Origin of the sequence: Olsenella sp. AGMB03486, assembly GCF_040884255.1 — a bacterium.
GTDB lineage: Bacteria > Actinomycetota > Coriobacteriia > Coriobacteriales > Atopobiaceae > Olsenella_L > Olsenella_L kribbiana.
On record NZ_JBEVTM010000017.1, the window covers coordinates 22,143 to 47,749 of the forward strand.

Here is a 25,607-nt window from a genome sequence, read left to right on the forward strand (position 1 = left end):
ACAGGCCACACAGAGGACTGAGCCTTTCGGTTTGCCGGAGGCAGAAAGCGAGGAAGCATGGATATCAACGAGACGAGCTATGGCCTGGGTGCATCCAAGTCATCGATTCGCGAGATTGCCGCCTACGGCTCGCGCCGCAAGGCAGAGATCGGGGCAGACAAGGTCTATGATTTCTCGCTCGGCAATCCTTCTGTGCCGGCTCCTGCGGAGGTAAAGGAATCCATCGAGAAGTCGCTCGAGCTCGATCCGGTCGCCCTCCACTCCTATACGCCGGCAGCAGGCCTTCCCTTCGTGCGTGACGCCGTGGCAGAGCACCTCAACAAGGAGTACGGCACCTCCTACAAGGGCGGAGACCTCTACCTCACCTGCGGCGCCGCAGCATCGCTCACGATCACCTTCCACGCAATCGCGAACCCGGGCGACGAGATCATCGTTATCGCTCCCTACTTCCCGGAGTACAAGGTCTTCATCGAGGCCGCAGGTGCCACCTGCGTCGAGGTCATGGCAGACCCCACAACCTTCCAGATCGACTGCGACGCCGTGCGTGCTGCCATCACGCCCCGCACGAAGGCTGTTGTCATCAACTCTCCGAACAACCCGATCGGCACGGTCTATTCGCGTGAGACGCTCGAAAAGCTGGCCAAGGTTCTCTCCGAGGCTGGCCAGGACATCTGCCTTGTCTCCGACGAGCCGTACCGCAAGATTGCCTTCGGCGCCGAGGTGCCCTGGGTGCCCTCGATCTACCCGAACACAGTCGTCTGCTACTCCTACTCGAAGAGCCTCTCGCTTCCGGGCGAGCGCATCGGCTGGGTGCTTGTGCCTGACACGAACCCGAACCACGACAGGCTGATTCCGGCCGTTGCTGGCGCTGGCCGCTCCATGGGCTTTGTCTGCGCACCTGCGCTCTTCCAGCGTGTGCTTGCAGACTGCGTCGATGTGCCGTCCGATGTCGCCGCCTACGAGAGGAACAGGAAGGCTCTGACCGAGGGCCTCTCTGCGCTTGGCTATGAGTACATCGAGCCGGAAGGCGCCTTCTATCTCTGGGTGAAGTCGCTCGAGCCGGACGAGAACGCGTTCTTCGAGAAGGCAAAGTCGCTCGAGCTCCTGCCGGTGCCGTCCGATTCCTTCGGCTGCCATGGCTGGGTGCGCGTCGGCTACTGCGTGAGCTACGACACGATTGTGAACTCCATGCCTGCCTGGAAGAAGCTCAAGGAGCTGTACCAGTAATGGCAAAGAAGAAAAGGAGCTGCGAGGAGTGCGCGCTCTCGACGGAGAAGCCGGGCTTTCTCCGCTCGAAGGCCGTGTGCCTGGCACCAGAAGGGTCAGGTGCTGATACCGCAGAAGGCGGCAGGCACTGCCCGCGGTTCGTGCCGCGCATGAAGAGCCTGAACGCCGTCCAGAACCTTGAGGCCATGAACCTCTGGGCCCACAAGAACGTGAGGCGTGCGGAGGCAGGAGAGGAAGTCACGGTCACAGAGACCGTCGAGGCCACTGACGACGACCTCGCGCTTGCTGCGGCTGAGGCGAAGGCACGTGCTGCCAGGGCCCGGGCCGAGGCGGCAGAAGCCGAGGCAGAGCTCGCCGAGGCACGCCTGAGGGCACGCCAGAAGCGGTCCTAAAAAATATGGGCATAGCGTGAGAGGGGGCAGGCATCCATGCGGTGCCTGCCCCCTTGCCGCTACGATGGGCATGAAAACGACAATCCAGAAATCTTTGAGGTGCCCCATGAATCTGGTCTCAGATGTCCATACCCATACGCTCTTCTCCCGCCATGCCTACTCGACGATCCAGGAGAACGTGACGGCAGCGAAGGCCCAGGGTCTCGAGCTCCTGGGCTCGACCGACCACTTCTCCTCGATGCTCTTTACAGAGCAGGACCTGCGCAACTTCCAGTTCTTCATCAATCTCGACGTCTGGCCAAGGGTCTGGGACGGGGTCTTTGTCCTGCGTGGCTGCGAGGCCGATATCGTCGATATGCAGGGACATCTCTTCGGCTGGGATATCGACGTGCCCACAGGCATCACGGACATGCCGTACCAGAAGAAGCGGAGCCTGAAGGATATGGTCTTCCGCGGCATCGACTATGCAATCGCTTCGGTGCATGGGAAGGCATTTGCAGATGGCGCCGATCCGGTGCAGGTCTCGGAGATGTATATCAAGGCATTGCAGGATCCGAAGGTCGCCATCCTGGGGCATATCGGACGCTCAGGCCTGAAGTTCGAGCTCGATCCCGTGCTTGTGGAGGCAGCTCGCCTCCACAAGATGGTCGAGATCAACGAGCACAGCCTCGATATCTCCCCGTCAGGCAAGATCAGCAAGAAGTGCCGGAAGATTGCCGAACGTGCGGCCGAGCTCGGCGTCCAGATTGCCGTGAGCACGGATGCCCATATTGCGACGGATATCGGGCATCTCGATGCTGCCCGCTCGATGCTCGAAGAGATCCACTTCCCCGAAGAGCTTGTGGCCACGCGCTCGAAGGATGCGTTCCTGAAGGCGCTGAGAGTTGCCAACGTCGCAGATATCCAGATCGACTAGATGAAAGAAGAGGCCGGGTCACCCCGGCCTCTTCTCGTAGCTGCATGTTCTGCTCTAAAGTGCGATATCGAGCTCGATCGGGCAGTGGTCCGATCCCATGATTTCATCGTGGATCTTTGCGTTCTGGACGCGGTCCTCTGCACCGTCGCTCACGAGGAAGTAGTCGATGCGCCAGCCGATGCCACGGGCACGGGCACGCATGCGGTAGCTCCACCACGTATAGGCACCCTCGAGTGTCGGGTTCGCCTCGCGGAAGACATCGTGGAAGCCGGCAGCGAGGAGCTTCGTGAAGCCCTCGCGCTCCTGGTCGGAAAATCCTGCATTCTCGTGGTTCGTGTCAGGGTTCTTGAGGTCGATCTCCTCGTGGGCGACATTGAAGTCGCCGCAGGTGACGACCGGCCTGTCCTTTGCAAGCTTTGCCAGGAAGTCCGTGTAGGCACGGTCCCACTCCATGCGCTCGTCGATGCGGGCAAGCCCCTGCTTCGAGTTCGGCGTATAGACGCAGACGAACCAGAATTTCGGGAATTCGAGGGCACAGACGCGGCCTTCGTCCTCGGCGACAGGCGAGCCGATCTCGCGGATCACCTGGATTGGCTCCTCGCGGCTGAAGACCGCCGTGCCGGAATAGCCCTTGCGTGCGGCATAGCTCCAGGTCTGCGTATAGCCGGGAAGGACGAGCTCGACCTGGCCCTCCTGGAGCTTCGTCTCCTGGATTGCGAAGATATCGGCATCCAATGATTCGAATATCTCCTGGAAGCTTGGCTCCTTCTTGAGGACGGCGCGCAGGCCGTTCACATTCCAGGAGATGAACTTCTGCGTATGTGTATCACCCATAGGATGCTCCTTGCTGGTTGGAAATGATGCTTCAAGACTAGCGTATCTCAGGCCTCAGCCAAAGAGCCACTGCTCCCATCGGGGCCACTCCTCGACTCCTTGGGCATGTCCCTGTGCATAGGCATCCTCGAGCTTCGGGCGGTCGATCGTCGTGGACTTCACCGGCATGACGCGTGGCCGGACGACAAGGGCGCGTCCTTCCTCTTCCAGCCGGTCAAGCTCATCCAGGCTCTCGTTGTAGCGCTCGTTCCTTGTCTGGAGCGCCTGCTCCAAGGCTTCGTCTCCCTTTGCGATCCTGTGGTAGACGCGGCGCATCAGAGGTGTCGGCTCCTTCTTGCGGTAGCCCTTGGGACGGGTCGCAATGACCATGAGGCGCTTGAAGCCGCGCTCGCGGACCAGGTGGAGCGGGATGCCGGCACCGTCTCCTATGCCGCCGTCAAAGAGCTTGTGGCCGCCCAATACCTGCGGCTTCATCATGCCGGGAAGCGTCGAGCTTGACCAGACTTTCCTCATGAGCTCATGGACATCGGGCATATCGTCCTTCGTCCAGACAAGCGTGCGTCCCGTGTCGCCTTCGAAGCACTGGATCGCGATAGGTGTCGGGTTTTTCGCAAACGCCTCGTAGTCGAAGGGCAGATAGCCATCGTCGATGCAGCCGATGTAGTCGTACCATGCATTGAAGTAGCCGTGCCCCGTCAGGAACGAACGCACGCCTCCTGCCTCGGGCCGCCTGTCGGCGAGCACGATGAAGGCGTTCTTCACGCGCTCCTGGTCTCCCGAGACGAAATCGACCGTATGGCTTGCTCCTGCGCTCACGCCGCAGACGAAATCGAACGATACGCCGTGCTCCAGAAGCACATTGGCAAAGCCTGCGGTATAACTGGCTCGGTAGCCTCCTCCTTCGAAGAGGAGTGCGCAATCGCTCACGTGGCGCTCATGTGCAGCTGTCTCCATGACTGCGACCTTTCTGGAACAGCGCTCATGAGCACTGTGGCATGCGAGAAGGGATGAGGTGCTATGGGAGAATATCTTACCAATCCGGCCGATGCACAGGCTGCGATGAAGAAGGTGATGGAGAAGGCACACCATGCGGTCTTCTTCGGAGGTGCTGGCGTCTCCACGGCAAGCGGCATTCCTGACTTCAGGAGCCCGAATGGCCTCTACAACCAGCGTGGCTACAAGTATCCGCCCGAGGAGATGCTCTCGCACAGCTTCTATATGACGCACAGGGAGGAGTTCTTCGACTTCTATCGCCATGTCATGTGCGTGCCTTCAGCCAAGCCGAACCAGTGCCACAGGAAGCTTGCCGAGCTCGAGCAAGAAGGAAAGCTCGACTGCGTGATCACGCAGAACATCGATGGGCTCCACCAGGCAGCAGGCTCCAGGCATGTGATAGAGCTCCACGGCTCGACGCACCGGAATATCTGCCAGAAGTGCGGAGCAGTCTACTCCGAGGAGTGGATCCTGGATACGGAAGGCGTGCCGAAGTGCCCGAAGTGCGGAGGCGATGTGAAGCCCGATGTCGTGCTCTACGAGGAGAGCCTCAAAGAGGAGAACCTGATCGGTGCCGTGAAGGCGATCCAGAAGGCAGACGTCCTGATCATCGGCGGCACGTCCTTGGTCGTCTATCCGGCGGCGGGGCTGGTGGACTACTTCCAGGGCGATACGCTTGTCGTCTGCAACCTCGAGGCGGGGCCGCGCGACAGTGCTGCAGACCTTATCTGCGCCTGCGATATCGCAAAGACCTTCGACTTCTAAGGTTTCGAAGAACGCACAGGTACGGCCTTCAGCGGCACAAGGTGCGCGCGACGGCTACAATCGAAACCATCCATCTACAGATTCTGCTGCCCTTGCGGCATGGAAGGACCAATCATGCTCAGAGAGAACTATGCCACGTGGCACTGTGCGGGACATGAGATCTCGCTGGCGCGTCCGCACATCATGGGCATCCTCAATGTGACCCCTGACTCGTTCAGCGACGGCGGCAAGCACGCCGACGCCGACTCTGCGATTGCCTATGGCCTCAAGATGCTCGACGACGGCGCTGACATCATCGACGTCGGCGGCGAGTCCACGCGCCCGGGAGCGACACCGGTCGATCCCGAGACCGAGCTCGCACGCATCCTTCCGGTCGTGCGTGCCTTGGCCGATGCTGGCGCCATCGTCTCGGTCGATACCTACCATCCGCAGGTCGCAGAGGCCGCGCTCGAGGCAGGAGCATCGATCCTGAACGATGTCACCGGCTTCACGGACCCGGAGATGGTGCTTGTCGCTTCCGAGAGCGACTGCGGCCTCATTGTCATGTACTGGAACAAGGAAGGCCTCGGCACCCATGCGACGAGGCGCTCTGTCGAGCTCGACGTGAACAGGCCGAACCGCCCCGTGGCACGCCGCGTTCCTTCGTCCAGGCGCTTCACGCTTCCCGAAGAGGCGCAGATCATGCGTCAGGTCATGGGCTTTCTGGGCGACCAGGCAAGGAAGCTCATGCGTGCCGGCATCGCGCATGACAGGATCTGCATCGATCCGGGTCCTGGCTTTGACAAGTTTGCCGACGAGGATGTCGTGATTCAACGTGCGACGCCGAAGATGGTGAGCATGGGCTATGCCTATCTCTGCGCACCGTCACGCAAGCGCTTCGTCGGTGCCGTCTCGGGCGTCACGGAAGCAGACAAGCGCGATGCTGCGACAATCGGCATCTGCCTGGGTGCGGTCGAAGGCGGCTGCCGGCTTCTGCGTGTCCACAACGTGCCCGAGGTCGCACAGGCCGTCGATGCCTTCTGGGCTGTGCGCCACCCGGATGCACGCCAGGCCTTCATCTCGCTCGGCACAGATATGGGAGATGTGGACGAGCGGCTCGATACCCTGGGCCATGCCTGCCGCCTGATCGACGAGATTCCGCTCACCTGTGTCGTGAACGTGAGCCATGCCTACGAGACCGATCCTGCCTATGGGCTCAAGGATGAGGTCGCGAATGCCGTGGCAGAGATCAGGACGGAGCTTGCGCCGCTCGTGCTCCTCGATGCCCTCATGAAGGTCGAGCAGGAGCTCGGGCGCACACGTCCGGAAGACGGATCGATGGGCCCCAGGACCATCGACTGCGACCTTGCGTGGTATGAAGGGGAGACCCATGCCGGCAACAAGCTGACGCTTCCGCATAAGGGGCTCGGCGAGCGCGACTACGTGCTCGTGCCGATGGAAGATCTGCTCCACGACCCCGTACGCTTCCTGGCGCATTCCGGCGTCGAGGTGCTGCCGCCTGAAGAGCGCGTGGGGCATGTCCGCCGCGAGCTCGGCCGCATCCTCTGGGAGGCATAAAAGATGGAAGAGATGCCGCTTTCCGGGACCGGTTCCTTCGAGGAGGCACAGGCGAAGGCAGAGGAGGCAGGGCGTGCAGGCGCTCCTGCAGGAACCGCCTTCTTCGCGGTCGCGGAGGAGAAGGGTACGTCGCTTCTCTGCGTCTCGGTCGTGCTTGCGCCGAAGATTCCGATGCCGTACTACGAGAGCCTGCCTGCGGTCTCTGCCCTGGGCGTCGTCGAAGGGCTCGAGAGCGCAGGGGCGCAGGGCCTTTCTGTCGGCTGGCCAGATACGGTGGTCTTCGAAGGCGCGACGGTAGGGCGTGTGCGCGCGAAGGCAGGATATGGAGATGCCGGCATGTTCTGTGCCGCAACGGTCACGCTGACGGCTGCCTCGGCCGACGAATCCGTGCCTGCGCTCGAAGGAGCATTCGGCGGCGCGCTTCCCCAGGCGTCTGCCTTGGCAGAGATCGTGCGCGAGGCGCTGCTTGCTGAGTGCCGCGTCTGGGAGGAGGGCCTGCAGTCGAACGGAGCAGGACCCATGGCGCCAGTGCTCGACCGCTACTTCGACCGCGTCCACCTCATGGGCGAGACCGTCGATGTCGTGTATCCGAACGGACGCGTGCGTGCCCAGGGCCGCTTTGCCGGCATCGATATCTGGGGCAGGGCCACGGTCGTGCTCGAGGACGGGTCTGAGCTCGAGTTCGCTGCCGCAGAGTCCCAGATTCGGGGCTAGGAGTGCCGCTCCTGCGCGGCGTGCCAGATCAGGTAGACGCCCCGAAGCGTCAGGTCGGGGTCGATTGCGCAGAAGAGGTCGGTCGCCTCGCTCACGGTGCGCGCCAAGCCACCCGTGGCGATGACGGGAGCTGAAGGGGCTGCGATCTCGCGCTTGATGCGCTCCACCAGCCCCTCTGCCATAGCGGCGGTGCCGACGACGAGGCCTGACTGGAGCGCGCCGGCCGTATCCTTGCCGAGGGCATGCTCGGGCGCCTCGATCGGGATGCTTGCCAGCTTCGCGGCACGTTCGAAGAGCGCCGCGGCCGAGAGCATGAGGCCGGGAGCGATGGCGCCACCCACGAAGGCACCATCCTTGTCCACGACGTCGATGTTCGTCGCAGTGCCGAAGTCCACGACGATGGCAGGAGAGCCGTAGCGCTCCTTGGCTGCGACGGCGTTGCAGAGGCGGTCTGCACCGATCGTCTCGGGGTAGGGCATGGAGATTTCGAGATCGGACACGTCTTTGGCAGAGACGATCAGGGGCTCTTGCCCGGTCAGGATCAGGAAGACCTTTCTCCAGGCGCGGGCAAGCGTCGGCACGACGCAGGAGATGCCTGCCGCATCGATTGCAGTGGCGCCGAGGCCTGCTGCAGCGAAGAAGGCATGGAGCTTTGCCAGAAGCTCGTCTGCCGTGTCGGTGCGGTCAGTCTTCAGCCGCCAGCCATGCACATGCTCGCCGCCCGTGCCATAGAGCGCAAGCGTCGTCTGGGTATTGCCTACATCGACCGCGAGAAACATGCGCGACCTTTCTCTCCTGCCACATTTCAGCTCATCAGTATCGCAGATGCGCACCTCAGTGTCTCCATATTCTGCGCGAATGCTTGCACATCAGGCGCGAAAAAGCGTACTATGTTTAACTTGCGAGCCCTGGATACAATCAGGGCCATAGCCCCTCGTCTGGTCGGAAACCAGACCTACCAAAGGAGTCCTGCCATGAAGCAAGGTATTCATCCTCAGTACGTGGAGTGCACCGTTCGCTGCACCTGCGGCAACACGTTCAAGACCCGCTCCACGAAGAGCGAGATCGTCGTCGATCTGTGCGACAAGTGCCACCCGTTCTACACGGGCCAGCAGAAGCTCGTCGACACCGGCGGACGTGTCCAGCGCTTCTCCGACAAGTTCGGCGGAGCAGCAGCTGCACGCCTCGAGGCTGCAAAGGCCGCCAAGGCTGCCAAGGCTGCAAAGGCTGCCGAGCAGGAGGCTGCCCGCAAGGCTGCAAAGGAGGCCAAGGCTGCCGAGAAGGCAAAGCGTGCTGCAGAGTACGCAAAGAAGGCCGAGGCTCAGGCTGCAGCAGAGGCTGCCAAGGAGGCTGCAGAGACCGCAGCTGCCGAGGCAACGAACGCCGCAGAGGCACCCGCTGCAGAGTAGATCTGACTGAGAGCAGATGGAGGAGGGAGTCCGGAATGTCCGGGCTCCCTCCTTTCATGCTGAGGGCCCGTGCGCGATTGACGGGCCGACAAGTACTGGATGATGCGTGAGGTCTTGGGGCTTGGAGGCCTTCGAGGAGCTGCTATGATGTGACGGAGCGGCGAGAGCCGCCAAGCTTGGGAGTATGTCCCCTGGCTGGACCTAGGCTCGCGTGCTGTCACGCGGACTGCAGGTGAAGGCCAGGGGACTTCCATTTTCTAGGTGCCTATGATTTCCCCGAGTAACGCAGGAAGCCGTAGATCCTCACGCACTTGCGGGAGAGCCTGCCAAGGAGGCTGCAGAGACTGCAGCTGCCGAGGCAACGAACGCCGCAGAGGCACCCGCTGCAGAGCAGCTCTGACTGAGGCAGATGGAGGAAGGAGCCCGGGAAACCGGGCCCTCTTCTTTAGTATCGCTCGCTACCGCGTGGAGAGAGCTTTGAGGCTGAGCCCTTGCATGCTGTACTCCAAAAGGATTGGTAGATGGCGATTCCTCTTCGAGTTCGCTGCATGCGCCTTACTATCGCTCGCTACCGCCCACTGCTGGCTGTGGTGTCGCAGAGGGTTTCAGGTGACCGGCAGCACAGTACCGGACTTTGGCTTTCGGTGCCCGATATAGCGCTGCGGGACTCTTCAGACGTGCTTCTCTGCGGCCATGAGGCCCTTCCACTCGCCGTGGAGCATGGGGAGGATGGATGAGGAGATGGCCTTCAGGTCGCAATCTGCCAGGTTGAGGTGCCGTAGCGGAAGATCCGTCTTCTGTGTTCTCTCGCGCCTCGCTACAGACAGCGGGAGCCTTTCTTTCGTCCCCGGCCCCCATGGATCTCTCGAAGAGCCTCTTTTCATGTCTCGGGGAAGAGGCGCTGACGTTCGTGTTCAAGGTCGATATGGGCAAAGGCAGGATATGTCTCGTAGCTTTGCCAGCGCGCCTTGGCTGAAGCCTCTGACTCAGGGACAAGATGGCATTGGCAGCGCTCTGCAAGCAGAAGCGCGCACTTGTTGCGCCGGGCATCTCTGAGAAGGACCGGATAGCTCCCGTCCTGCCTTGCCTGCTGGATGCGTGCCTTGGCCTGCATGGGTGCCATGCGCAGATAGCGCGGAAGCTCTGCCTCGGTGACCTCTATGTTTTCGTGTGCGCCCCAGGCATCGAGCGCAGAAGCCTGTGCGGCCACCTGCGGGGCGAGCTGCGCTGCAAGCTCTTCGGCTGAGGCAACCTTCTGGAGCCTCAATCTCTCCTCGAAGCCTTTGGGGTCATGCGTGCGCTCGGCAGCAAGGCTCTGGAGAAGCCCGAGCCTTACGTGCTCGACCGTCATGTCATCAGGAGGCTCGATGAGCCTTTCTGCCAGCGCCTGGGCGCAGCGGGCGGGCTTCTCTGCAAGCGCCTGATCGTGCTGTGCCTGTACGAGCTGCTCTTTGAGCTTTGCAAGCCAGCCTCTGGCTCCTGTGCCCTCTGACACATGGAGCGTACCTGCGTGGCTCCTGACCCACTCGTCGGTGAGATCCGGGAGATGTGCTCCCGAAGAGGAGAGATAGGCCTCTGCCGCCGCAAGCACATCCATCTCTCCTGCCTGGGGCACGACAATCTCTATCTCAGGGGGCTCATAGGAGCGCAGACGCGGTCCGCTTGCCCCTTCATCTTCAGCCATGGTCCATCCTTCTTTCAGCGGTACGGGTAGAATCTTCCCTGTCCGGTGTGCAGACATACCCAAGACTTGGCCTTCCGCATGCGCCAAGCGCATGCACAAGGTATCATCGGTTCATACAGAACACGCGGTGAAAGGTGACGCATGAAGTGCAGCAATTGCGGCTATGAGCTTCAGGAAGGCATGAAATTCTGCCCTGAATGCGGCATGAGGGTCAAGGGCACGAAGCATATCAATGCGCCAGGAAAGACGGCCGCGCTCGGCTCTCCCGACGAGACGCATGTGATTCCTGGCGGTGCCTCTGCGATAGTGGCGCCTGATGCAGACAGGACGACCGTGCTGCCCCATGAGGTGGCAGCAGATATCGCATCGGAAGCGACACAGGTCCTGCCGCACGACGTGGCAGCGGACATTGCAGCCGATGCCGCCGAAGAGGGCTCGGCCCCCTCATTCCTGGCTGGCGCAAAGGAGGAGCCTGAGGCAGAGCCCGAGCCTGCAGAAGAGGAAGCTCCTGCCTCTGAGGAGAGCGGGAAGACGCAGGCTGGCAGCAGGAAGGTGACGGTCCAGCGCGGACCCCAGGTGGCCCGCATCCATATCCATGTGCCTGAAGGCAAGGAAGCCCCTGCGGCAGAAGAGGCTGCCGAAGAGGCTCCTGCTCAGGAGACGGCTGTCGAGGAAGCGCCCGCAGAAGAGCCTGTGGCATCAGAAGAGGCTGCCCCTGCTGCTCCGTCCGCTGAAGCCGAAGCGCCGGCAGCTGCTTCCGAAGAGCTCGGCGAGATGGCAGAGCCTGAAAGCGAGCCTGTACCTGAGCCTCTAGCCGAAGAGGATGAAGACGACTGGGACGACGAGCCGACGGGAGCCCTTCCGCGTCTCGATTCAAAGGGTGCACCTGCGAAAGAGCCTGAGCTCTCGGAAGCTGACGAGGAGGCGCTCGAGCAGAGGATCGGTGCGCTTTCCGATGAGGCAGACAGGACCGAGGTCCTGACCGATGGAATGGACGAGGAGCTTGCCTCGCACGATGTGGCAGACATCCCCGAAGCAGCACCGGTGAGCGAAGAGGATGCCACAGACGAGAACGAGACTGTCTCCTCGCCTGTACCGCTCTCTCCTGTCGCAGCCCCGCATAGGCATCTCCATGCCGGAGTCCGCCGTATGGAGGCATCCGAAGACCAGCTGCATCCGATCGACGGCTACGTCTCCTGGGACAGCCTCAATGGAATGGACGAGGCACTCGAGGACGAGAGGACGGCTGCTGCCGTGCAGGAGCCGGATACAGAGAAGACGGGCGTCCTGCCGCCAGCACCGGTGGTGCGCAGCCGCAGCGCGAAGCAGGAGGAGAAGCATGCACCGCATGCGATGCCTGTAGCCATTGCAGTGCTCTGCGTCTGCGCGGTCGTGGCGATTGTCGCCTTCGTGCACTCGGGCGCCCTTTTGGGCACGAGCGAGACGACCGAGGAAACCACCTCGGAGCAGGCTGCCACGACAGAGGAGACGTCGCCTGAGCCCCAGGCCGCACTGCCCTCTTCTGCCAAGAGCTTCAGCGAGTACAGCGCCTCCGAGCTTGCGGGCATCGCCCAGGCAATCGAGAAGACGTCCTCGCGCGATGAGGCGCTCTCTGTTGCCGAGCAGTATGGCATCTGCAGCGAGGATGGCACGGTCACGACCGAGGCAAACGAAATCACGCTCACGGATGGCACGACAGCCGAGCTCCGTGTCGCTGACATCTATACGGACGATATGGCAGACGGCGGAAAGGCTGGCATAACGTTCCTGCTTTCCGGAAGCTCGCTCACGCATGCGATGAATACGACCGCGACCGACCAGGGCGGCTGGGAGAGCTCCGCGCTCCGTTCCTGGCTCTCCTCCGATGCTATGGATCTTCTGCCGGATGAGCTTGCCACCTACATCGTGCCGGTCGAGAAGATGACGAACAACACGGGCTACACCGTGAACACGGCTGCCGTCACGTCGACCACAGACAGCCTCTGGATTCCGTCCTTCGTCGAGGTCTATGGCACGGTGAACTGGAACTGGGAATCGAGCTACACGTCGAATTACAACACGATCCTCGGGTCTGAAGGCACGCAGTATGCCGTCTTCTCCGAGTCGGGCGTCACGGGCGGCTTCGGCACGGCTTCCGAGGTCGAGGCAAAATCCGGCATCGGCACCGATGCGAACACCTGGTGGACGAGGACCTCGTCTCCGTCCTCCTCTGATCACTTCCGTGCTGTGAGCACGGTCTCCGGCCCCTACGCGGTCGACAATGCGACCCAGGAGCTCGGCGTCGTCGTCGGCTTCTGCTACTAGCAATTGAATATGCACCTGCCGCATCCTTGTGCGGCAGGTGGAGCCATCTGCAAGGCGCATGGAAGTGCCCCTTCGGTGGTACCCTTATGGATGGAAAAGCCACGGCCGCGCTATGCGGCATCATATGCAAGGAGCACAGCCATGCCAGAGAAGCTGAAGAAGCTGGTGGCTGCCTACGAGGAGCTCGAGCAGAAGCTCGGAGACCCGGCAGTCATCGCAGACCCGAAAGAATATGCCCGCCTCGCAAAGGAGCATGCCGACCAGGCAGAGCTCGTCGCAAAGGCGCGCGAGTATCTCCAGGCGCTCGAGGACATCGAGACGGCCAAGGAGATGCTCAAGGAGACGTCCGACCCGGACGACAAGGCAATGCTTCAGGAGGATATCTCCTCGAACGAGGAGCGCCTGCCGAAGCTCGAGGACGAGATCAAGATCATGCTGATTCCGGGCGATCCGAACGACGAGAAGAATACGATCGTCGAGATCCGCGCCGGCGTCGGCGGCGACGAGGCTGCCATCTTCGCAGGCGACCTCTTCCAGATGTACCAGCGCTTTGCCCAGACCCGCAAGTGGAAGATCGAGGTGCTCTCTTCGAGCCCCGGCGAGGCTGGTGGCTTCAAGACCATCGAGTTCAAGGTCACGGGCGACAAGGTCTATTCCGTCATGAAGTACGAGAGCGGCGTGCACCGCGTGCAGCGCGTGCCGAAGACGGAGAGCCAGGGGCGCATCCAGACCTCGACAGCGACGGTCGCCGTCCTGCCCGAGGCAGACGAGATCGATATCGATATCAAGGACGAGGATCTCCGCATCGATACGTACTGCGCCTCCGGCCCGGGCGGCCAGGGCGTCAACACGACGTATTCCGCCGTGCGCATCACGCACCTGCCGACGAACACGGTCGTGCAGTCTCAGGACCAGCGCTCCCAGATCCAGAACCGTGCCGTCTGCATGCAGATGCTGCGTGCCCGCCTCTATGAGATGGAGCTCGAGAAGCAGCAGGCAGAGCAGGGCGCAGAGCGCCTCTCGCAGATCGGCCACGGCAACCGCTCCGAGAAGATCCGCACGTACAACCAGCCGCAGGACCGCGTGACGGACCACCGCATCGGCTTCAATGCGACGTACACGGGCGTCCTCGAGGGCGACCAGCTCGGATCGATCATTGAGGCTCTTGCAGCAGCAGACCGTGCAGAGAAGCTTGCAGAGACCGTCTGATGCCCTCATCTGAATCGTAAGCCATGTGCAGGGCGCCTTTGGGCGCCCTGCTTTCTGAAGGAGCAAAAGCGATGGGAGACGCTGCCTGGACTGTCGGGCGCATGCTCAAGTGGTGCACCGACTATCTTGAGGGTAAGGGAGACGAGCATCCAAGGCTTTCTGCCGAATGGCTCATCAGCAATGCGACCGGCCTCTCGAGGGTCGAGATCTATATCAGCTTCGACCGTCCGCTCGACGAGTCGGAGCTTGCTCTCATGCATGACGCGGTGCTGAGGAGGGGCAGGGGAGAGCCGCTCCAGTACGTGACAGGAGAGATGCCGTTTCGGCACATCATCCTGCGCTGCGAGAAGGGTGTGCTGATTCCCCGTCCTGAGACGGAGATCCTCGTCGATGCGGCGCTCGAAGGGGTCGATGAGGCTATGGCGCGCGGAGATGTCTTCGACGATATCGAGCCGAAGCTCGAGGCGCGCGACCAGAAGGCCCAGGAGGCCCGTGCTGCGGCAGAAGAGAAGATCCAGGAATCGACGAAAGATGCAGACGAGCTCGGCGATGACGCTCCGCTCCATGCAGAGGATGCAGAGCTCCTGCCGCTCCAGCAGCATGTGAAGGTGCCGGCAGGTCCCCGTGTGCTCGAGATCGGCTGCGGCACGGGCTGCATTGCCCTCTCCATCGCCTCGGAGCGCCCGGGCGCCCATGTGGTCACGACAGACATCTCGAAGCAGGCGCTGGCCCTTGCCGCACGCAACAGGGATGCCCTCAATCTGAATGACAATGTGGATATCGTCGAAGGAGACCTCGCTTCAGGTGTCGATGAGTCCCTCATGGGCACGTTCTCTGTCCTTGTCTCGAATCCGCCCTATATCCCGACGTCGGTTCTGCCGACGCTTCCCGAAGAGGTCATCGGCTTCGAGCCAGGGCTCGCGCTCGACGGAGGCGCTGACGGCCTCGATGTGTTCAGAAGGATCGTGCCCGTGGCTGAGCATGCGCTTCTGCCGGGCGGCATGCTCGCCGTCGAGCTCTTCGAGGATTCGCTCGAGACCGCAGCTGCCTATGTGCGCGCACGTGACGGCTGGGCCTCAGCCGAGGTGCGCGAGGACTTGACGCACCGCCCGCGCGTGCTTGTGGCAAGAAGGAAGGCATAGGCCATGGAGGAGAAGATGCTTCAAGCTGACCAGATGGCGCCTGCGGAAAGCGCTATCGATGCTATTGCAGGAGTGCTCCTGCACGATGGGGTCTGCGTCCTTCCGACCGACTCGGTCTATGGGCTCAGCTGCCGGGCGACAGCAGGAAATCCGGCGCACAGGCGCATCTTCGAGATCAAGGAGCGTCCGCTCGCGCAGACCCTTCCACTCTTCATCGCAGATGAGTGGGACCTCGACGTGTATGGAAGAGACGTGCCCGCCTGGGCGCATACGCTTGCGCAGAAGTACTGGCCAGGAGCGCTCACGCTTGTCGTGCGTGCGTCGGACAGGCTGGCACCTGAATATGTGCAGCAGAGCACCGGCACGGTGGCGCTGCGCGTGCCGGACTCAGGCCTTGTGCGGGCGCTTGTGAGGAAGGTCGGCGCGCTTGCGCAGACGAGCGCCAATACGCATGGAAACCCTGCTGCCACAAAGGCTTCGGAGATTGAGGACAGGCTCTTCGAGCTGGCAGATCTCGTGGTCGATGGGGGAGTGTCGCGTATCGGTGCTGCCTCGACGATTGTCGACTGCACAAGGGGGAAGCCAGAGACTCTGCGTGAGGGTGCCATCACAGGCGCAGACATCGAAGAGGCGCTTGCCTAGCTAAGAGGCAGATTCTGCAGCGCACAATATTCGGGCCCTGTTCCAAGCATGGAGCAGGGCCCGGCTTTTTCTGCCTAGGACTGCTGGGACCGCTTCTTCGGCGCACCGCCTACAAGCATGCAGAAGAAGATCATGGAATGCTGCGGCTCGAGATAGAGCGGAAGCTTCAGGTCTGACCACGTCGGAAGGACGATCACGTCGTCCACATGCTTGCGCTCAGGGTGCTTGGCCGTATTCGCGATGAGCGTGATGTGCGGACGCCTCTTGGGCTCTACGGTCGATGCGGTCGTAAGGAGCTGCTTGAACGTGTCGTTCTTCGCAGAGAAGATCACGACTTCATCTGCGTCCGACATGCAGTGGAGCACTTCGGTCTCGTAGCCGAGCGCGACATAGCGGGCGGGAATCGAATCCTCGAGGAGCCTGCCAGCAAGCATGCGGGCAGGGATGGAGCTCTGGCCGGCGCCGAAGACATAGACATTTCTGGCCTTCTCTATGCGTCCATAGAAGGAAGCGAAGGTCTTAGGTCCTACTGCATCGCTTACCGCCTGCATGAGCCTGGTCAAGCAGGAGATGCGGTCTTCCGGCTCTGCATCGCCTCCGAAGCTCCTGAGCGTCAATGTCTTGTGGAGCTCCATGCGGAACTCTCCGTAGCCGGCAAAGCCAAGCTTCTGGCAGAAGCGGGAGACGGCGCTCTGGGAGACGCCGAAGCGGCGGGCAAGCTCGTTGCTCGTGCATCCGAGTATCGCATCGGGATGCTCCTGGACGATGCGGCTCACGGCCTGCTCAGCAGGCGTGAGGGAGTCCTTGTGAAGCGCTATCTCGTCGAAGACGTCCATCGCATGTCCTTTCCCGCATCAGGCATCACATACATTATGTTCCATACCGTACCATCATGAAGCGGCCTCGGTTTTTGAGCCGGGGCCGCATCTTGTCTAGCGTCCGTTCAGGCAGAGCCCGTCTATCCAGCTGAAGAGCTCGGGCAGGTCGTAGTCTCCGCTGTGGGGAAGGCCCCAGGGATAGCGGAAGTCGACGTCCTTGCCTGCATTCGCAAGCGAGAGCGCAAGGATGGCAGGAATGGCAAGCGACGTGTCGCGGTCATAGGAGCCATGGCGAATCCGCCAGTGCGTGCAGCAGCCAGGCGAGCTCACATATGAGAGCGGATTCATCATCCGTATCGTCCTGTCAGGCGCAAGCTCTGCCGGCACTGCTGTGTGCTCCTGCGAGAATGCCGTGAAGTGGCGGGCGATGATGTCCTCTGTGCCGAACTCCTCGTTCTCGGGAGAATGGAGATCGAGGGCGTCGAAGGCGGGGCAGGGCTTCATGCGGGTGATCGTGCGGACGAAGGCAGGCCAGTCGATGCCCTTCACGGTGCCGTCTTCGATCGAGAGGCAGGAAAGCGCTTCAGGAGCAGAGCCTTCTGTCATGAGCTGGGGAAGGTTCTGCGTGTTTGCCCCGGTCTCGAGCTCGCGCTGTGCTGAGGCAATGAGCTGGCGCTCGATCCAGTCAAGGAAGGAGCCGGTGCCGTCCTCTGCAAGCGTGAGGGAGGTGCCGTCCTTGTCTGTGAGGCCAAGGCTTCGGACATAGACCGGGAAGGCACAGGCAAGCTCTTCGGAGAGCTCCTGCTGCTCCGCCGTCAGGACGGAATCCTCGCTGATCTTCACGATCTTGCCATCGCGCTTCCTGAAATGTGTGTAGTGGCAGTCGGCAATGCCTTTGAACTGCCACTCGTATGCCATATCTGCATGATCGAGGTTGTGGATCGGGCAGTAGCAGCTGGCAGCGAAGATAGCATCGGAGGCGTCCATGACAGCGCCGATGCGCTCGAGCTCGTCAGTGTAGTCGGAAGAGTCGCCCGAGGTGCCGGCAAGGGCTGAATGGGCGCCTCCGGCAGAGGTGCCGTTCGTCACGATACGGCCGAGGTCTCCTGGCACATCCTGGGCATAGGTGCGCAGGTACCGGATGCCCGCCTTGAGGTCGACGATGAAGGCAGGGGCGCGGTCGCAGAGCCTGCCGGTGGCTGCGGCCTCCCTGGCCTCCACGGAGCCTCCCATGAAGAACTCCGTGGAGGTGCTGCCGGTCGTCCTTCCGCGTACGCCGATGCCTGCAATCACGTAGCCATGCGCAAGGGCCTCGAAGACGGCGTTCGTCGGGAAGAAGTGGTCGGGTCCTGGCTCTGCAGCTGGTCCTGGCATGTAGCCGCCGACCGTGCTCGGGCAGAAGACGGGGGCGGTCTCTGCCGTGTAGCCCGAGATGCTGCCACCCTCGAAGTAGGCTTCAGGAACGAAGATGTTGAGGACCTGTATCGGATCCTGGGGACGCTCGCAGTAGCGGACGCCACGGCATGAGCGGTATCTGAGCGTACGGCCATCGAGCGTGATGGTTTCCGGCTCGAAGTCTTTCGGTGCAAGATGCTGGAGCATGAGACACTCTCTCTTTCAGATAAGAGGCCGGCCTTGGCCGGCCTCTTCTGCAAGGCTTTCTATTCTCCGATGACCTTCTTCTCGGCATCGAAATCATAGGCAATCCACTGGATGATGAAGACAGCGACCATTGCGACGAGAATGCCGATCAGGCAGTGGATGAAGTTCGTCGGATCGCCCGAAGGATCGACGTAGTTCGCAAGGCCGAAGAGGCCAGATCCGCCGAAGACGTAGATCTTGCCCTTGAGAGCGCCGATGATGGCGCCGCCGATGGCACCGCCGATGATGTTGATCGCGTAGGGCTTCCTGAGCGGGATCAGGATCGAGTACATGAGGGGCTCGCCGACGCCCATGACCTGGGAGATGAAGGAGGGAAGGGCGAGGTCGCGGACCTTCTTGGACTTCGTGCGCAGCGTGATGCACAGGCCCTGCGCCATGCCGACCATAGGTCCGATGCCGCCTGCAGCCATGACGTAATCGAAGCCGGCAAGGGCGATGTTGGAGAGGCCGAGGGGATGGCCAGACCCGCGGCGCAAGCCTCTTCCTTCAGGCATGGGGCCAAGCCGCGCATCGCCGAAGGCGACAATAGACAGGTCGATGTGGTATAATGCCTGCATGGAGTGCAAGAGCAACAACAACGTCGTCTACAGCTGCAGGTACCACGTGGTCTTCTGCCCGAAGTACCGCCGTCGGGTGCTCGTGGACGGCGTGGACGAGCGCCTCAAGGAGATAGCGCGCGAGGTCGCCGAAGAGCTCTCCTTCGAGATAATCGAGATGGAGGTCATGCCCGACCACGTCCACATGCTGCTGGAGGTGGACCCGCAGCTCGGCATCCACAGGGCCGTGAAGCGCATCAAGGGAAGGACCAGCCACGACCTCCGCGAGGAGTTCCCCTGGCTCAAGAAGAGGCTCCCGTCCCTCTGGACCAACAGCTACTTCGTCTCCACCGTGGGCGGAGCGCCCCTCTCAGCCGTGAAGCAGTACATCGAGAGCCAGAAGGGGGTCTAGCGATGGAGAGGGCCTACGAATACCGCATCTATCCCAGCGCAGACCAGTGCGCCCTCATCGAGCGGACCTTCGGCTGCTGCCGGTGGGTCTACAACAGGTGCCTGGAGACGAAAAGGGAGCAGTACGAGAAGACGGGCAAGTCGCCTACCGTCTACCAGCTCCAGAAGCTCGTCACCGCCTGGAAGGGGGAAGAGGCCCCCTGGCTCTCCGAGGTGGACTCGCACGCGCTCCAGCAGGCCGTGGTGAACCTGGGCAGGGCCTTCGACGGGTTCTTCCGCCGCTGCAAGACCGGCGGCAAGCCTGGCTACCCCCGCTTCAAGTCCAAGCGCGACAGCCGCCAGAGCTACCGCACCAACTGGGGGATAGCCGTGCCGGATGCCGGCCATATCAGGCTGCCGAAGCTCGGCACGGTGAAGGCCCGCGTCTCGCGCATGCCCGAGGGCCGCGTCGTGAACGCCACCGTCAAGCGGACGCCGACGGGCAAATACTTCGTCACCGTCTGCTGCACGGGCTGCCCTGCGCCCGACATGCCGGAAGGCCCTGTCGAGGTCATGGGCATAGACGCCGGCATCCGCTGCCTCATGGCGCGTTCGGACGGCAAGGCTGTCGCCAGCCCCAGGAGCCTCGCCAAGTCAGAGAAGAGGCTGGCGCGGGAGCAGAGGAGGCTGTCGAGGAAGAGGAAGGGCTCCAACAGGCGGAGCAAGCAGCGGGTCCGGGTGGCCCGCGTCCATGAGAAGATTGCGAACCAGAGGAAGGACGCCATCCACAAGGCCACGACGAGCGCGGTGCGCGAGAGCCAAGCCATCGCCGTCGAGGACCTGAACGTGGCTGGCATGGAGAAGAGCCGCCACCTCGCCAAGGCGGTGTCCGATGCCTCCATGTCCGAGATGGCCCGCCAGCTCGAGTACAAGTGCGCCTGGTACGGGCGTGCCTTCGTGAAGGTGGGGAGGTTCTACCCGTCAAGCAAGACGTGCTCGTGCTGCGGCTACGTGAACAAGAACGTCGTGCTGGGCGTCGAGGAGTGGACCTGCCCCGCCTGCGGGGCCCGCCACGACCGCGACCTCAACGCGGCGAAGAACATCGCCGCCGAGGGCGCGAGGCTGCTGGCGGAAGGAAACGGTACCGCAGGGCTTGCGGGAACCGGGGGCGCGCGAGTGCCCCGAACGCTCGTGGAGCAGGCGTAAGACCCGCCCCCGCGCATGCGGGGAAAGGCTATCTGCTGTGAAGCGAGAATCCCCTGGCTCTAGCCATGGGGAGTGTCAAGCCGCAGATGCCCTGGACGACGGGGCCATCACGAGGTAGGTCACAGGCACGGAGATCGCAAGCACGAAGAGCGGGGTCAGGAGGTCGCGCACCATCTCATTGAGGTGCTTCCTGAAGGCATGCTCCAGGATCGAGGCGAACCAGACGGCAATCATGATCGGGACGACAGGGGACGTATAGCCAGAGCCAGGCATGACGATAGGGATGCCGAAGAACGTGTTGTAGAAGTCCATCTGGAACGGCGTCCCGGCAAAGAGCGAGCCTGCGACCGGAAGCGTCGTCGCGATGTTCACCATGTTCGGATAGACGAGGGCAGCGCCGATCGTGGCGCCGATGAACTCGTTGCAGTGGAAGTGCTTCGCTGCCGTGTAGCCGAGCATGATCGGCAGGAAGTAGAAGAAGCCATCGCCGACGGCGTAGAAGACCATGTAGATGCCGTCTGTCGTGGAGAGGATGCCGAGGGCAGCAAAGAGGGCGACGAGGCCCTTGATGATGCCGGCTGCGGTAAGGACCGGAAGCGTCGGCATGAGGATGGCGGACATCGTGCCCATGAGGCGGTTCACGGCGTTGTTCTTCGCATCTCCGTCTGCCTCTGCCGGTGCTGGCTCGACCGCGCCTGCACCCTGGACGTCAAAGTCTGCCAGGATCTCGTCGTAGAGGCCTGTGACCTTGGCGCCGACGACGACCTGGTACTGGCCGCCGGCTTCGATGACCTTGATGACACCATCGGTCTTCTCGGGCACATCTGTCTTTGTCAGCTTCGGATTCTTGAGCGTGAAGCGCAGCCTTGTCACGCAGTGCGTGAGGGCGCGTACGTTGTTCGCTCCTCCGACGTTGTCCACGATGGTCTGGGCAAGAGCCTTGTAATCTGCCACCCCACTTCTCCTTTGCTCATCCGGGCGATCTGAATCGCCGAACCAGTCTACAATGAATCAGAATAGATAAATGATTCAGAAATATCTGAATCGATGAATCAGAATCAGCGAACGGCAGGATTTCGCGGGTGGGCGGCAGAAGGCGGAGTTCAACCGAGAGCGGGATGACGTCTGCGGAACTGGTAGTGTTTTCTGCGGCCTTGGCTCGCAGAATGGGGGCGTCTGTTCGGAGGAAGCCATCCCAGGAGGCAGCCCATGTCCCGCTATATCATGTCGCTCGATGCCGGAACGACGAGCGTGCGTGCCATCATCTTCGACGAGGAAGGAAAGCCTGTCGGACAGGCCAGCCGCCCGATCAAGAACTTCTATCCTCATCCGGGCTGGGTCGAGCAGGATCCCGAAGAGATCGCCTCGGGCATCGTGGCTTGCATGGTCGAGGTGCAGTTCAAGACCGGCATCCATTCGGACCGGCTTGCTGCGGTCTCGATTGCGAACCAGCGCGAGACGACGGTCGTCTGGGACAAGGAGACGGGGCATCCTATCTACAACGCAATCGTGTGGCAGTGCCGCCGCACGGCGCCCCAGATCCAGAAGCTTTTGGACGAAGGGGCAGGGGAGCTCATCCACAAGAAGTGCGGCCTCATCCCCGACCCATACTTCTCGGGCACGAAGATTGCCTGGATCCTGGACCATGTGGAGAGAGCGCGTGCTGATGCGGAGGCAGGAAAGCTTCTGGCCGGCACGATCGATACGTGGCTTGTCTGGAACCTCACGGCGCACAAGGTGCATGCGACAGACTATACGAATGCCTCGCGCACAATGCTCTTCGATATCACGAAGCTCTGCTGGGACAAGGAGCTGTGCGATCTTGTCGGCGTGCCCATGAATCTCCTGCCTGAGGCAAAGCCATCGGATGGCGACTTCGGCTATGTGACGCACAATATCCTCTCGCACAGGCCTCCGATCACGGGCGTCGTAGGCGACCAGCAGGCAGCGCTCTTCGGCCACTGCTGCTTTGCGTCGGGATCTGCCAAGAACACGTATGGTACGGGCTGCTTCCTGCTTGCAAATGTCGGTGCCGAGCCGAAGCTTTCTGACCATGGTCTTGTCACGACAATCGGCATCGCCCAGGGCTCAGAGATCGCCTATGCGCTCGAAGGCTCTGTCTTCAATGCCGGCACGGTCATCCAGTGGCTGAGAGACGACGTGGGCCTCATCTCCTCTGCGCAGGAGACGGCAGACATTGCACTCTCCATTCCAGATACGCAGGGCTGCTATCTCGTTCCTGCATTCACGGGACTCGGTGCACCCTGGTGGGACGCAGATGCCAGAGGCCTTTTGTGCGGCCTCACGCGCGGCACGAAGCGGGCGCACATCGTGCGCGCTGCCTGCGAGTCTCTTGCGTACCAAACCTACGATATCGCCGAGGCCATGTTCGGGAACACCTCGTCTTCGCTCTCCTCGCTCGAGGTCGACGGCGGAGCGTCGCGCAATGACTTCATCATGCAGTTCCAGGCGGACCTGCTCCAGGCAAATGTCGTGCGCTGCGCAGTCGGCGAGACGACGGCTCTCGGTGCCGCCTATATCGCAGGGCTCGCCACAGGCGTCTGGGGCTCGCGCAAAGAGCTCTGCCAGCTCCGGAGCATCGAGCGTACATTCGTGCCCGAGATGCAAGAGGAAGAGCGCACGCGCCTCATCGCAGGGTGGCGCCGCGCTGTTGAGCGTGCCCTCTCGTGAGGCAGGAGCGCACATAGCCAAGCTGCGCGTTTGGTGCCATAATCGAAAGAGGTATAGCCTTTGAAAGGAGCACGACGTGCGCATTGCCATAGCATCCGACCATGGCGGATACGGCTTCAAGCCGCCTATGGTGCAGTTCATCGAGTCTCTGGGCCATGAGGTGGAAGACCTCGGGCCTGAGAGCTTCGATTCCGTGGACTATCCTGACTACGCCGACAAGGTGGCGCGCAAGGTTGCAGCAGGAGAGGCCGATTTCGGCGTCCTCATCTGCGGTACCGGCCTCGGCATGGCCATCACGGCTGACAAGGTGCCGGGCGTGCGTGCAGTGACGATCACGTCGCATGAGTTCGCAGAGCTTGCCCGCCAGCACAACAATGCCAATGTCATCTGCCTCTCGGGCCGCTTCGTGTCGCTTTCCGACAACATGGACTTCGTGAAGACGTTCCTCGAGACCGACTTTCTGGGTGGCAGGCATGAGCGCAGGGTCACGAAGATCATGCGCGAGGACGATCCGAAGTTTGCTGGCGTCGATTCCGAGGGGTGCTAGATATGGCAGAAATCAACGATCCACGCTTCCAGATCATCGACCACCCGCTCGTGCAGCACAAGCTCCACATCCTGCGCGACAAGAACACGAGCACGAAGCAGTTCCGCGAGCTCGTGACCGAGCTTGCCATCTTCGAGGGCTATGAGGCCATGCGCGACTTCCCGCTCGAGGATGTCGAGGTCGAGACCCCGCTCGAGAAGACGGTCTGCAAGCGCATCGCCGGCAAAAAGGTCGCCATCATCCCGATCCTGCGTGCAGGACTGGGCATGGTCGATGGCATCCTCGACCTCGTGCCGTCTGCCCGCGTGGGACACGTGGGCATGTACCGCGATCCCGAGACGCATGAGCCGCACCAGTACTACTGCAAGTTCCCGCCCGATGTGGACAAGCGCACCTGCCTGATCGTCGACCCGATGCTTGCCACGGGCGGATCCATGACAGCGGCAATCCAGTTCCTGCGGGAGGCCGGCGTGAAGGACATCCGTGCGCTCACGCTCGTCTCTGCTCCCGAAGGCGTGCACGCTGTCCTCGACTACGACCCGGATGTGCGCCTCTACACCTGCGCGCTCGACCGCGAGCTCAACAAGGATGCCTACATCCTGCCGGGCCTGGGCGATGCGGGAGACCGCATCTACGGCACGAAGTAATTCCGTTCCCACCGGGGGTGTCTCCTGTTTTTGAACGCAAGTCAGAAATGTGTCGAAACTGAGGTGCAGACCCGAGTTTAGGTGGATGAGTGGACATTCTCGGTGGGTACGAATATTGTCTGAAGACGTTTTTCAGCGCGAATGCTGCAGCAAGAAGGAGGTAGCGCTTGGGCGTGACCGCGGCAGGGCTCATGTGTGGCCTTCTGGCGGCGCTGCCAGGCGTTGTCCTTCTGGAGCTGGTCAGGAGGAAGAGGATAGAAGCGCGCCTGGGCCGTGCCTTCGGTGCAGCCGTGTTCTCCTTTGCTCTCCTGATGGCTGCGTTTGTTATGGTGTACGTGCTGAAACCGAAAGATGTCCTGATGTTTGGGGTATCAGCAATAGGCGTGTTCCTGTCTGCATGGGTAGTCGAAGCCATACGCTCCGCCCTCTCTTCAGACTGAGCATGATATGTGTGAGTGAAGGGAAGTAGTCATCGTGGGCGAAGCCTTTGCCGAAGTCTCGAATTCGATGAGCGAGCTCATAAATACGTTCTATCCGACTGCGGTTGTCGGCGATACGACGTTCGGCCTGACGATCTATACGTTCTGGCTCCTCGTTGCATGCGCTCTGTGCGTAGCTGTGCTGCTCGTCTTCACGAAGAAGCAGAGCGCGAGCCTCGTGCCGCACGGCGTCTTCGTGAACGGCGTCGAGTACCTGATCGAGTTCGTCAGAAACGATATCGCGAAGGCAATGCTCGGCGATACGTGGAGGAAGCACTTCCCGTTCCTTGCAACGCTCTTCTTCTTCGTTCTCTTCGGCAACTACATCGGCATGCTGCCGACGTGGAAGCCGGGCACCGGCTCCACCGGTGTCACGGGCGCCATCGCGCTCATGTCGTTCTGCTACTTCATCTACATCGGCGTGCGCAAGAAGGGCCTCTGGGGCTATGTGAAGAGCCTCGCGCCTTCCGGCCTCATGCTTCCGATCCGCGTCGTCGTGTGGATCATCGAGGTCTTCTCGACGTTCCTTCGCCTGATCACGCTGGCCGTCCGTCTTTTCTGCAACATGTTCGCAGGCCATGTCGTCATGGGCACCTTCGCAATCATGTGCACAATCTTCCTCGAGCCGCTCATCAATGGTGCGATCTCTGCCGCTGCAGTCGGCACGGGCGCCATGTCTGCCCTCTGGATGGTCCTGCTCATCATGATCTACGGCGTCGAGCTCATGATCGCCTTCATCCAGGCGTATATCTTTACTCTGCTTTCTGCCGTCTACATCAATGGCGCCGAGAGCACGGAAGAATAATAGCTTCGAGGTTACTCGCAGGGACTTCCTGCTAGTAC

At 61.7% G+C, this 25,607-nt stretch carries 26 protein-coding genes; 18 read left to right on the forward strand and 8 right to left on the reverse strand.

All coding sequences use genetic code 11. From position 1 onward, the window contains the following. Positions 1 to 57 precede the first annotated feature (57 nt). The 3 genes from ABVS03_RS08775 (at position 58) to ABVS03_RS08785 (ending at position 2,535) form a co-directional block, all read left to right on the forward strand. Positions 58 to 1,227, forward strand: coding sequence for a pyridoxal phosphate-dependent aminotransferase (locus tag ABVS03_RS08775; RefSeq protein ID WP_368018815.1), 1,170 nt, complete (start codon positions 58 to 60; stop codon positions 1,225 to 1,227). Further along, positions 1,227 to 1,619, forward strand: a complete 393-nt coding sequence (locus ABVS03_RS08780) for a hypothetical protein (RefSeq protein ID WP_368018816.1) — start codon at positions 1,227 to 1,229, stop codon at positions 1,617 to 1,619. Before ABVS03_RS08775 ends, ABVS03_RS08780 begins: the two co-directional genes overlap by 1 nt. A 106-nt stretch (positions 1,620 to 1,725) precedes the next feature. Further along, positions 1,726 to 2,535, forward strand: a complete 810-nt coding sequence (locus tag ABVS03_RS08785; protein WP_330971530.1) for a phosphatase — start codon at positions 1,726 to 1,728, stop codon at positions 2,533 to 2,535. A gap of 54 nt (positions 2,536 to 2,589) precedes the next feature. Here ABVS03_RS08785 and ABVS03_RS08790 read toward each other — a convergent pair whose 3' ends face one another. Beyond that, positions 2,590 to 3,369, reverse strand: coding sequence for an exodeoxyribonuclease III (locus ABVS03_RS08790; protein WP_368018817.1), 780 nt, complete (start codon positions 3,367 to 3,369; stop codon positions 2,590 to 2,592). A 54-nt stretch (positions 3,370 to 3,423) separates the two neighbouring features. Beyond that, the gene (locus ABVS03_RS08795) at positions 3,424 to 4,323 is read right to left on the reverse strand and encodes a patatin family protein (RefSeq protein WP_368018818.1); all 900 of its coding nucleotides are present in this window, start codon (positions 4,321 to 4,323) and stop codon (positions 3,424 to 3,426) included. Between the two features lie 63 nt (positions 4,324 to 4,386). Between ABVS03_RS08795 and ABVS03_RS08800 the strand changes: the two genes are divergently transcribed. From ABVS03_RS08800 to ABVS03_RS08810, 3 genes are all read left to right on the forward strand, one after another. Beyond that, positions 4,387 to 5,127 (forward strand): NAD-dependent protein deacylase, encoded by a 741-nt coding sequence (locus ABVS03_RS08800; protein WP_368018819.1) that lies wholly within the window; start codon positions 4,387 to 4,389, stop codon positions 5,125 to 5,127. A 114-nt stretch (positions 5,128 to 5,241) separates the two neighbouring features. Continuing rightward, on the forward strand, positions 5,242 to 6,684 hold the full coding sequence (gene folP, locus ABVS03_RS08805) for a dihydropteroate synthase (RefSeq protein ID WP_368018820.1): 1,443 nt from the start codon (positions 5,242 to 5,244) through the stop codon (positions 6,682 to 6,684). 3 nt (positions 6,685 to 6,687) lie between these two features. Then, positions 6,688 to 7,398, forward strand: a complete 711-nt coding sequence (locus tag ABVS03_RS08810; RefSeq protein ID WP_330971525.1) for a hypothetical protein — start codon at positions 6,688 to 6,690, stop codon at positions 7,396 to 7,398. On the opposite strand, the gene ABVS03_RS08815 is transcribed toward ABVS03_RS08810, so the two are convergent. Then, positions 7,395 to 8,177 carry a type III pantothenate kinase gene (locus tag ABVS03_RS08815; protein WP_368018821.1) on the reverse strand — a complete coding sequence of 261 codons (783 nt, stop codon included), beginning with the start codon at positions 8,175 to 8,177 and terminating at the stop codon, positions 7,395 to 7,397. The genes ABVS03_RS08810 and ABVS03_RS08815 overlap by 4 nt on opposite strands. Positions 8,178 to 8,372: 195 nt before the next feature. Between ABVS03_RS08815 and rpmE the strand changes: the two genes are divergently transcribed. Further along, entirely contained in the window at positions 8,373 to 8,807 is a 435-nt protein-coding gene (rpmE, locus tag ABVS03_RS08820) for a 50S ribosomal protein L31 (RefSeq protein WP_330971523.1), read from the forward strand. Between the two features lie 880 nt (positions 8,808 to 9,687). Here rpmE and ABVS03_RS08825 read toward each other — a convergent pair. Then, on the reverse strand, positions 9,688 to 10,491 hold the full coding sequence (locus tag ABVS03_RS08825) for a hypothetical protein (RefSeq protein WP_368018822.1): 804 nt from the start codon (positions 10,489 to 10,491) through the stop codon (positions 9,688 to 9,690). A 141-nt stretch (positions 10,492 to 10,632) separates the two neighbouring features. Here ABVS03_RS08825 and ABVS03_RS08830 point away from each other — a divergent pair, with 141 nt between their 5' ends. The 4 genes from ABVS03_RS08830 to ABVS03_RS08845 all read left to right on the forward strand — a co-directional run bounded on the left by ABVS03_RS08830 (position 10,633) and on the right by ABVS03_RS08845 (position 15,788). Continuing rightward, entirely contained in the window at positions 10,633 to 12,795 is a 2,163-nt protein-coding gene (locus ABVS03_RS08830; RefSeq protein WP_368018823.1) for a DUF6273 domain-containing protein, read from the forward strand. Between the two features lie 141 nt (positions 12,796 to 12,936). Further along, positions 12,937 to 14,004: a peptide chain release factor 1 gene (prfA, locus tag ABVS03_RS08835; RefSeq protein WP_330971520.1), complete on the forward strand. Its 1,068-nt coding sequence runs from the start codon at positions 12,937 to 12,939 to the stop codon at positions 14,002 to 14,004. 71 nt (positions 14,005 to 14,075) lie between these two features. Beyond that, positions 14,076 to 15,146: a class I SAM-dependent methyltransferase gene (locus ABVS03_RS08840; protein WP_368018824.1), complete on the forward strand. Its 1,071-nt coding sequence runs from the start codon at positions 14,076 to 14,078 to the stop codon at positions 15,144 to 15,146. A gap of 3 nt (positions 15,147 to 15,149) precedes the next feature. Then, complete coding sequence (locus tag ABVS03_RS08845; RefSeq protein ID WP_368018825.1) at positions 15,150 to 15,788, forward strand: L-threonylcarbamoyladenylate synthase; 639 nt, start codon at positions 15,150 to 15,152, stop codon at positions 15,786 to 15,788. Positions 15,789 to 15,862: 74 nt separating this feature from the next. Here ABVS03_RS08845 and ABVS03_RS08850 read toward each other — a convergent pair whose 3' ends face one another. The 3 genes from ABVS03_RS08850 to ABVS03_RS08860 all read right to left on the reverse strand — a co-directional run bounded on the left by ABVS03_RS08850 (position 15,863) and on the right by ABVS03_RS08860 (position 18,744). Beyond that, on the reverse strand, positions 15,863 to 16,624 hold the full coding sequence (locus tag ABVS03_RS08850; RefSeq protein WP_368018826.1) for a MurR/RpiR family transcriptional regulator: 762 nt from the start codon (positions 16,622 to 16,624) through the stop codon (positions 15,863 to 15,865). Between the two features lie 96 nt (positions 16,625 to 16,720). Next, positions 16,721 to 18,208 carry a subtype B tannase gene (locus ABVS03_RS08855; protein WP_368018827.1) on the reverse strand — a complete coding sequence of 496 codons (1,488 nt, stop codon included), beginning with the start codon at positions 18,206 to 18,208 and terminating at the stop codon, positions 16,721 to 16,723. A 59-nt stretch (positions 18,209 to 18,267) separates the two neighbouring features. Beyond that, positions 18,268 to 18,744, reverse strand: a complete 477-nt coding sequence (locus ABVS03_RS08860; protein ID WP_368018828.1) for a hypothetical protein — start codon at positions 18,742 to 18,744, stop codon at positions 18,268 to 18,270. A gap of 79 nt (positions 18,745 to 18,823) precedes the next feature. Between ABVS03_RS08860 and tnpA the strand changes: the two genes are divergently transcribed. Next, entirely contained in the window at positions 18,824 to 19,216 is a 393-nt protein-coding gene (gene tnpA, locus ABVS03_RS08865; protein WP_330971513.1) for an IS200/IS605 family transposase, read from the forward strand. Between the two features lie 2 nt (positions 19,217 to 19,218). After that, entirely contained in the window at positions 19,219 to 20,400 is a 1,182-nt protein-coding gene (gene tnpB / locus ABVS03_RS08870) for an IS200/IS605 family element RNA-guided endonuclease TnpB (RefSeq protein WP_368018829.1), read from the forward strand. A 75-nt stretch (positions 20,401 to 20,475) separates the two neighbouring features. Here the strand turns inward: tnpB and ABVS03_RS08875 are convergent, their stop codons facing one another. After that, positions 20,476 to 21,354 carry a PTS transporter subunit EIIC gene (locus ABVS03_RS08875; RefSeq protein ID WP_330971511.1) on the reverse strand — a complete coding sequence of 293 codons (879 nt, stop codon included), beginning with the start codon at positions 21,352 to 21,354 and terminating at the stop codon, positions 20,476 to 20,478. Between the two features lie 255 nt (positions 21,355 to 21,609). Here ABVS03_RS08875 and glpK point away from each other — a divergent pair, with 255 nt between their 5' ends. The 5 genes from glpK to atpB all read left to right on the forward strand — a co-directional run bounded on the left by glpK (position 21,610) and on the right by atpB (position 25,569). Beyond that, a complete protein-coding gene (gene glpK / locus ABVS03_RS08880) occupies positions 21,610 to 23,091 on the forward strand; it encodes a glycerol kinase GlpK (RefSeq protein WP_330971510.1) in 1,482 nt (493 codons plus the stop codon). A 76-nt stretch (positions 23,092 to 23,167) separates the two neighbouring features. Next, complete coding sequence (gene rpiB / locus ABVS03_RS08885) at positions 23,168 to 23,638, forward strand: ribose 5-phosphate isomerase B (RefSeq protein WP_330971509.1); 471 nt, start codon at positions 23,168 to 23,170, stop codon at positions 23,636 to 23,638. A gap of 2 nt (positions 23,639 to 23,640) precedes the next feature. After that, positions 23,641 to 24,285: a uracil phosphoribosyltransferase gene (upp, locus tag ABVS03_RS08890; protein ID WP_330971508.1), complete on the forward strand. Its 645-nt coding sequence runs from the start codon at positions 23,641 to 23,643 to the stop codon at positions 24,283 to 24,285. Between the two features lie 167 nt (positions 24,286 to 24,452). Continuing rightward, complete coding sequence (locus ABVS03_RS08895) at positions 24,453 to 24,725, forward strand: hypothetical protein (RefSeq protein WP_330971507.1); 273 nt, start codon at positions 24,453 to 24,455, stop codon at positions 24,723 to 24,725. A 34-nt stretch (positions 24,726 to 24,759) separates the two neighbouring features. Next, positions 24,760 to 25,569 (forward strand): F0F1 ATP synthase subunit A, encoded by an 810-nt coding sequence (gene atpB, locus ABVS03_RS08900; RefSeq protein WP_330971506.1) that lies wholly within the window; start codon positions 24,760 to 24,762, stop codon positions 25,567 to 25,569. The last annotated feature ends 38 nt before the right edge of the window (positions 25,570 to 25,607 follow it).

What these genes read in the sequence shown, in the direction of transcription:
- ABVS03_RS08775 (WP_368018815.1), top strand. Translation starts at nt 58, where the DNA reads ATGGATATCAACGAGACGAGCTATGGCCTGGGTGCATCCAAGTCATCG.
- ABVS03_RS08780 (WP_368018816.1), top strand. Translation starts at nt 1,227, where the DNA reads ATGGCAAAGAAGAAAAGGAGCTGCGAGGAGTGCGCGCTCTCGACGGAG.
- ABVS03_RS08785 (WP_330971530.1), top strand. Translation starts at nt 1,726, where the DNA reads ATGAATCTGGTCTCAGATGTCCATACCCATACGCTCTTCTCCCGCCAT.
- ABVS03_RS08790 (WP_368018817.1), bottom strand. Translation starts at nt 3,369, where the DNA reads ATGGGTGATACACATACGCAGAAGTTCATCTCCTGGAATGTGAACGGC.
- ABVS03_RS08795 (WP_368018818.1), bottom strand. Translation starts at nt 4,323, where the DNA reads ATGGAGACAGCTGCACATGAGCGCCACGTGAGCGATTGCGCACTCCTC.
- ABVS03_RS08800 (WP_368018819.1), top strand. Translation starts at nt 4,387, where the DNA reads ATGGGAGAATATCTTACCAATCCGGCCGATGCACAGGCTGCGATGAAG.
- folP (WP_368018820.1), top strand. Translation starts at nt 5,242, where the DNA reads ATGCTCAGAGAGAACTATGCCACGTGGCACTGTGCGGGACATGAGATC.
- ABVS03_RS08810 (WP_330971525.1), top strand. Translation starts at nt 6,688, where the DNA reads ATGGAAGAGATGCCGCTTTCCGGGACCGGTTCCTTCGAGGAGGCACAG.
- ABVS03_RS08815 (WP_368018821.1), bottom strand. Translation starts at nt 8,177, where the DNA reads ATGTTTCTCGCGGTCGATGTAGGCAATACCCAGACGACGCTTGCGCTC.
- rpmE (WP_330971523.1), top strand. Translation starts at nt 8,373, where the DNA reads ATGAAGCAAGGTATTCATCCTCAGTACGTGGAGTGCACCGTTCGCTGC.
- ABVS03_RS08825 (WP_368018822.1), bottom strand. Translation starts at nt 10,491, where the DNA reads ATGGCTGAAGATGAAGGGGCAAGCGGACCGCGTCTGCGCTCCTATGAG.
- ABVS03_RS08830 (WP_368018823.1), top strand. Translation starts at nt 10,633, where the DNA reads ATGAAGTGCAGCAATTGCGGCTATGAGCTTCAGGAAGGCATGAAATTC.
- prfA (WP_330971520.1), top strand. Translation starts at nt 12,937, where the DNA reads ATGCCAGAGAAGCTGAAGAAGCTGGTGGCTGCCTACGAGGAGCTCGAG.
- ABVS03_RS08840 (WP_368018824.1), top strand. Translation starts at nt 14,076, where the DNA reads ATGGGAGACGCTGCCTGGACTGTCGGGCGCATGCTCAAGTGGTGCACC.
- ABVS03_RS08845 (WP_368018825.1), top strand. Translation starts at nt 15,150, where the DNA reads ATGGAGGAGAAGATGCTTCAAGCTGACCAGATGGCGCCTGCGGAAAGC.
- ABVS03_RS08850 (WP_368018826.1), bottom strand. Translation starts at nt 16,624, where the DNA reads ATGGACGTCTTCGACGAGATAGCGCTTCACAAGGACTCCCTCACGCCT.
- ABVS03_RS08855 (WP_368018827.1), bottom strand. Translation starts at nt 18,208, where the DNA reads ATGCTCCAGCATCTTGCACCGAAAGACTTCGAGCCGGAAACCATCACG.
- tnpA (WP_330971513.1), top strand. Translation starts at nt 18,824, where the DNA reads ATGGAGTGCAAGAGCAACAACAACGTCGTCTACAGCTGCAGGTACCAC.
- tnpB (WP_368018829.1), top strand. Translation starts at nt 19,219, where the DNA reads ATGGAGAGGGCCTACGAATACCGCATCTATCCCAGCGCAGACCAGTGC.
- glpK (WP_330971510.1), top strand. Translation starts at nt 21,610, where the DNA reads ATGTCCCGCTATATCATGTCGCTCGATGCCGGAACGACGAGCGTGCGT.
- upp (WP_330971508.1), top strand. Translation starts at nt 23,641, where the DNA reads ATGGCAGAAATCAACGATCCACGCTTCCAGATCATCGACCACCCGCTC.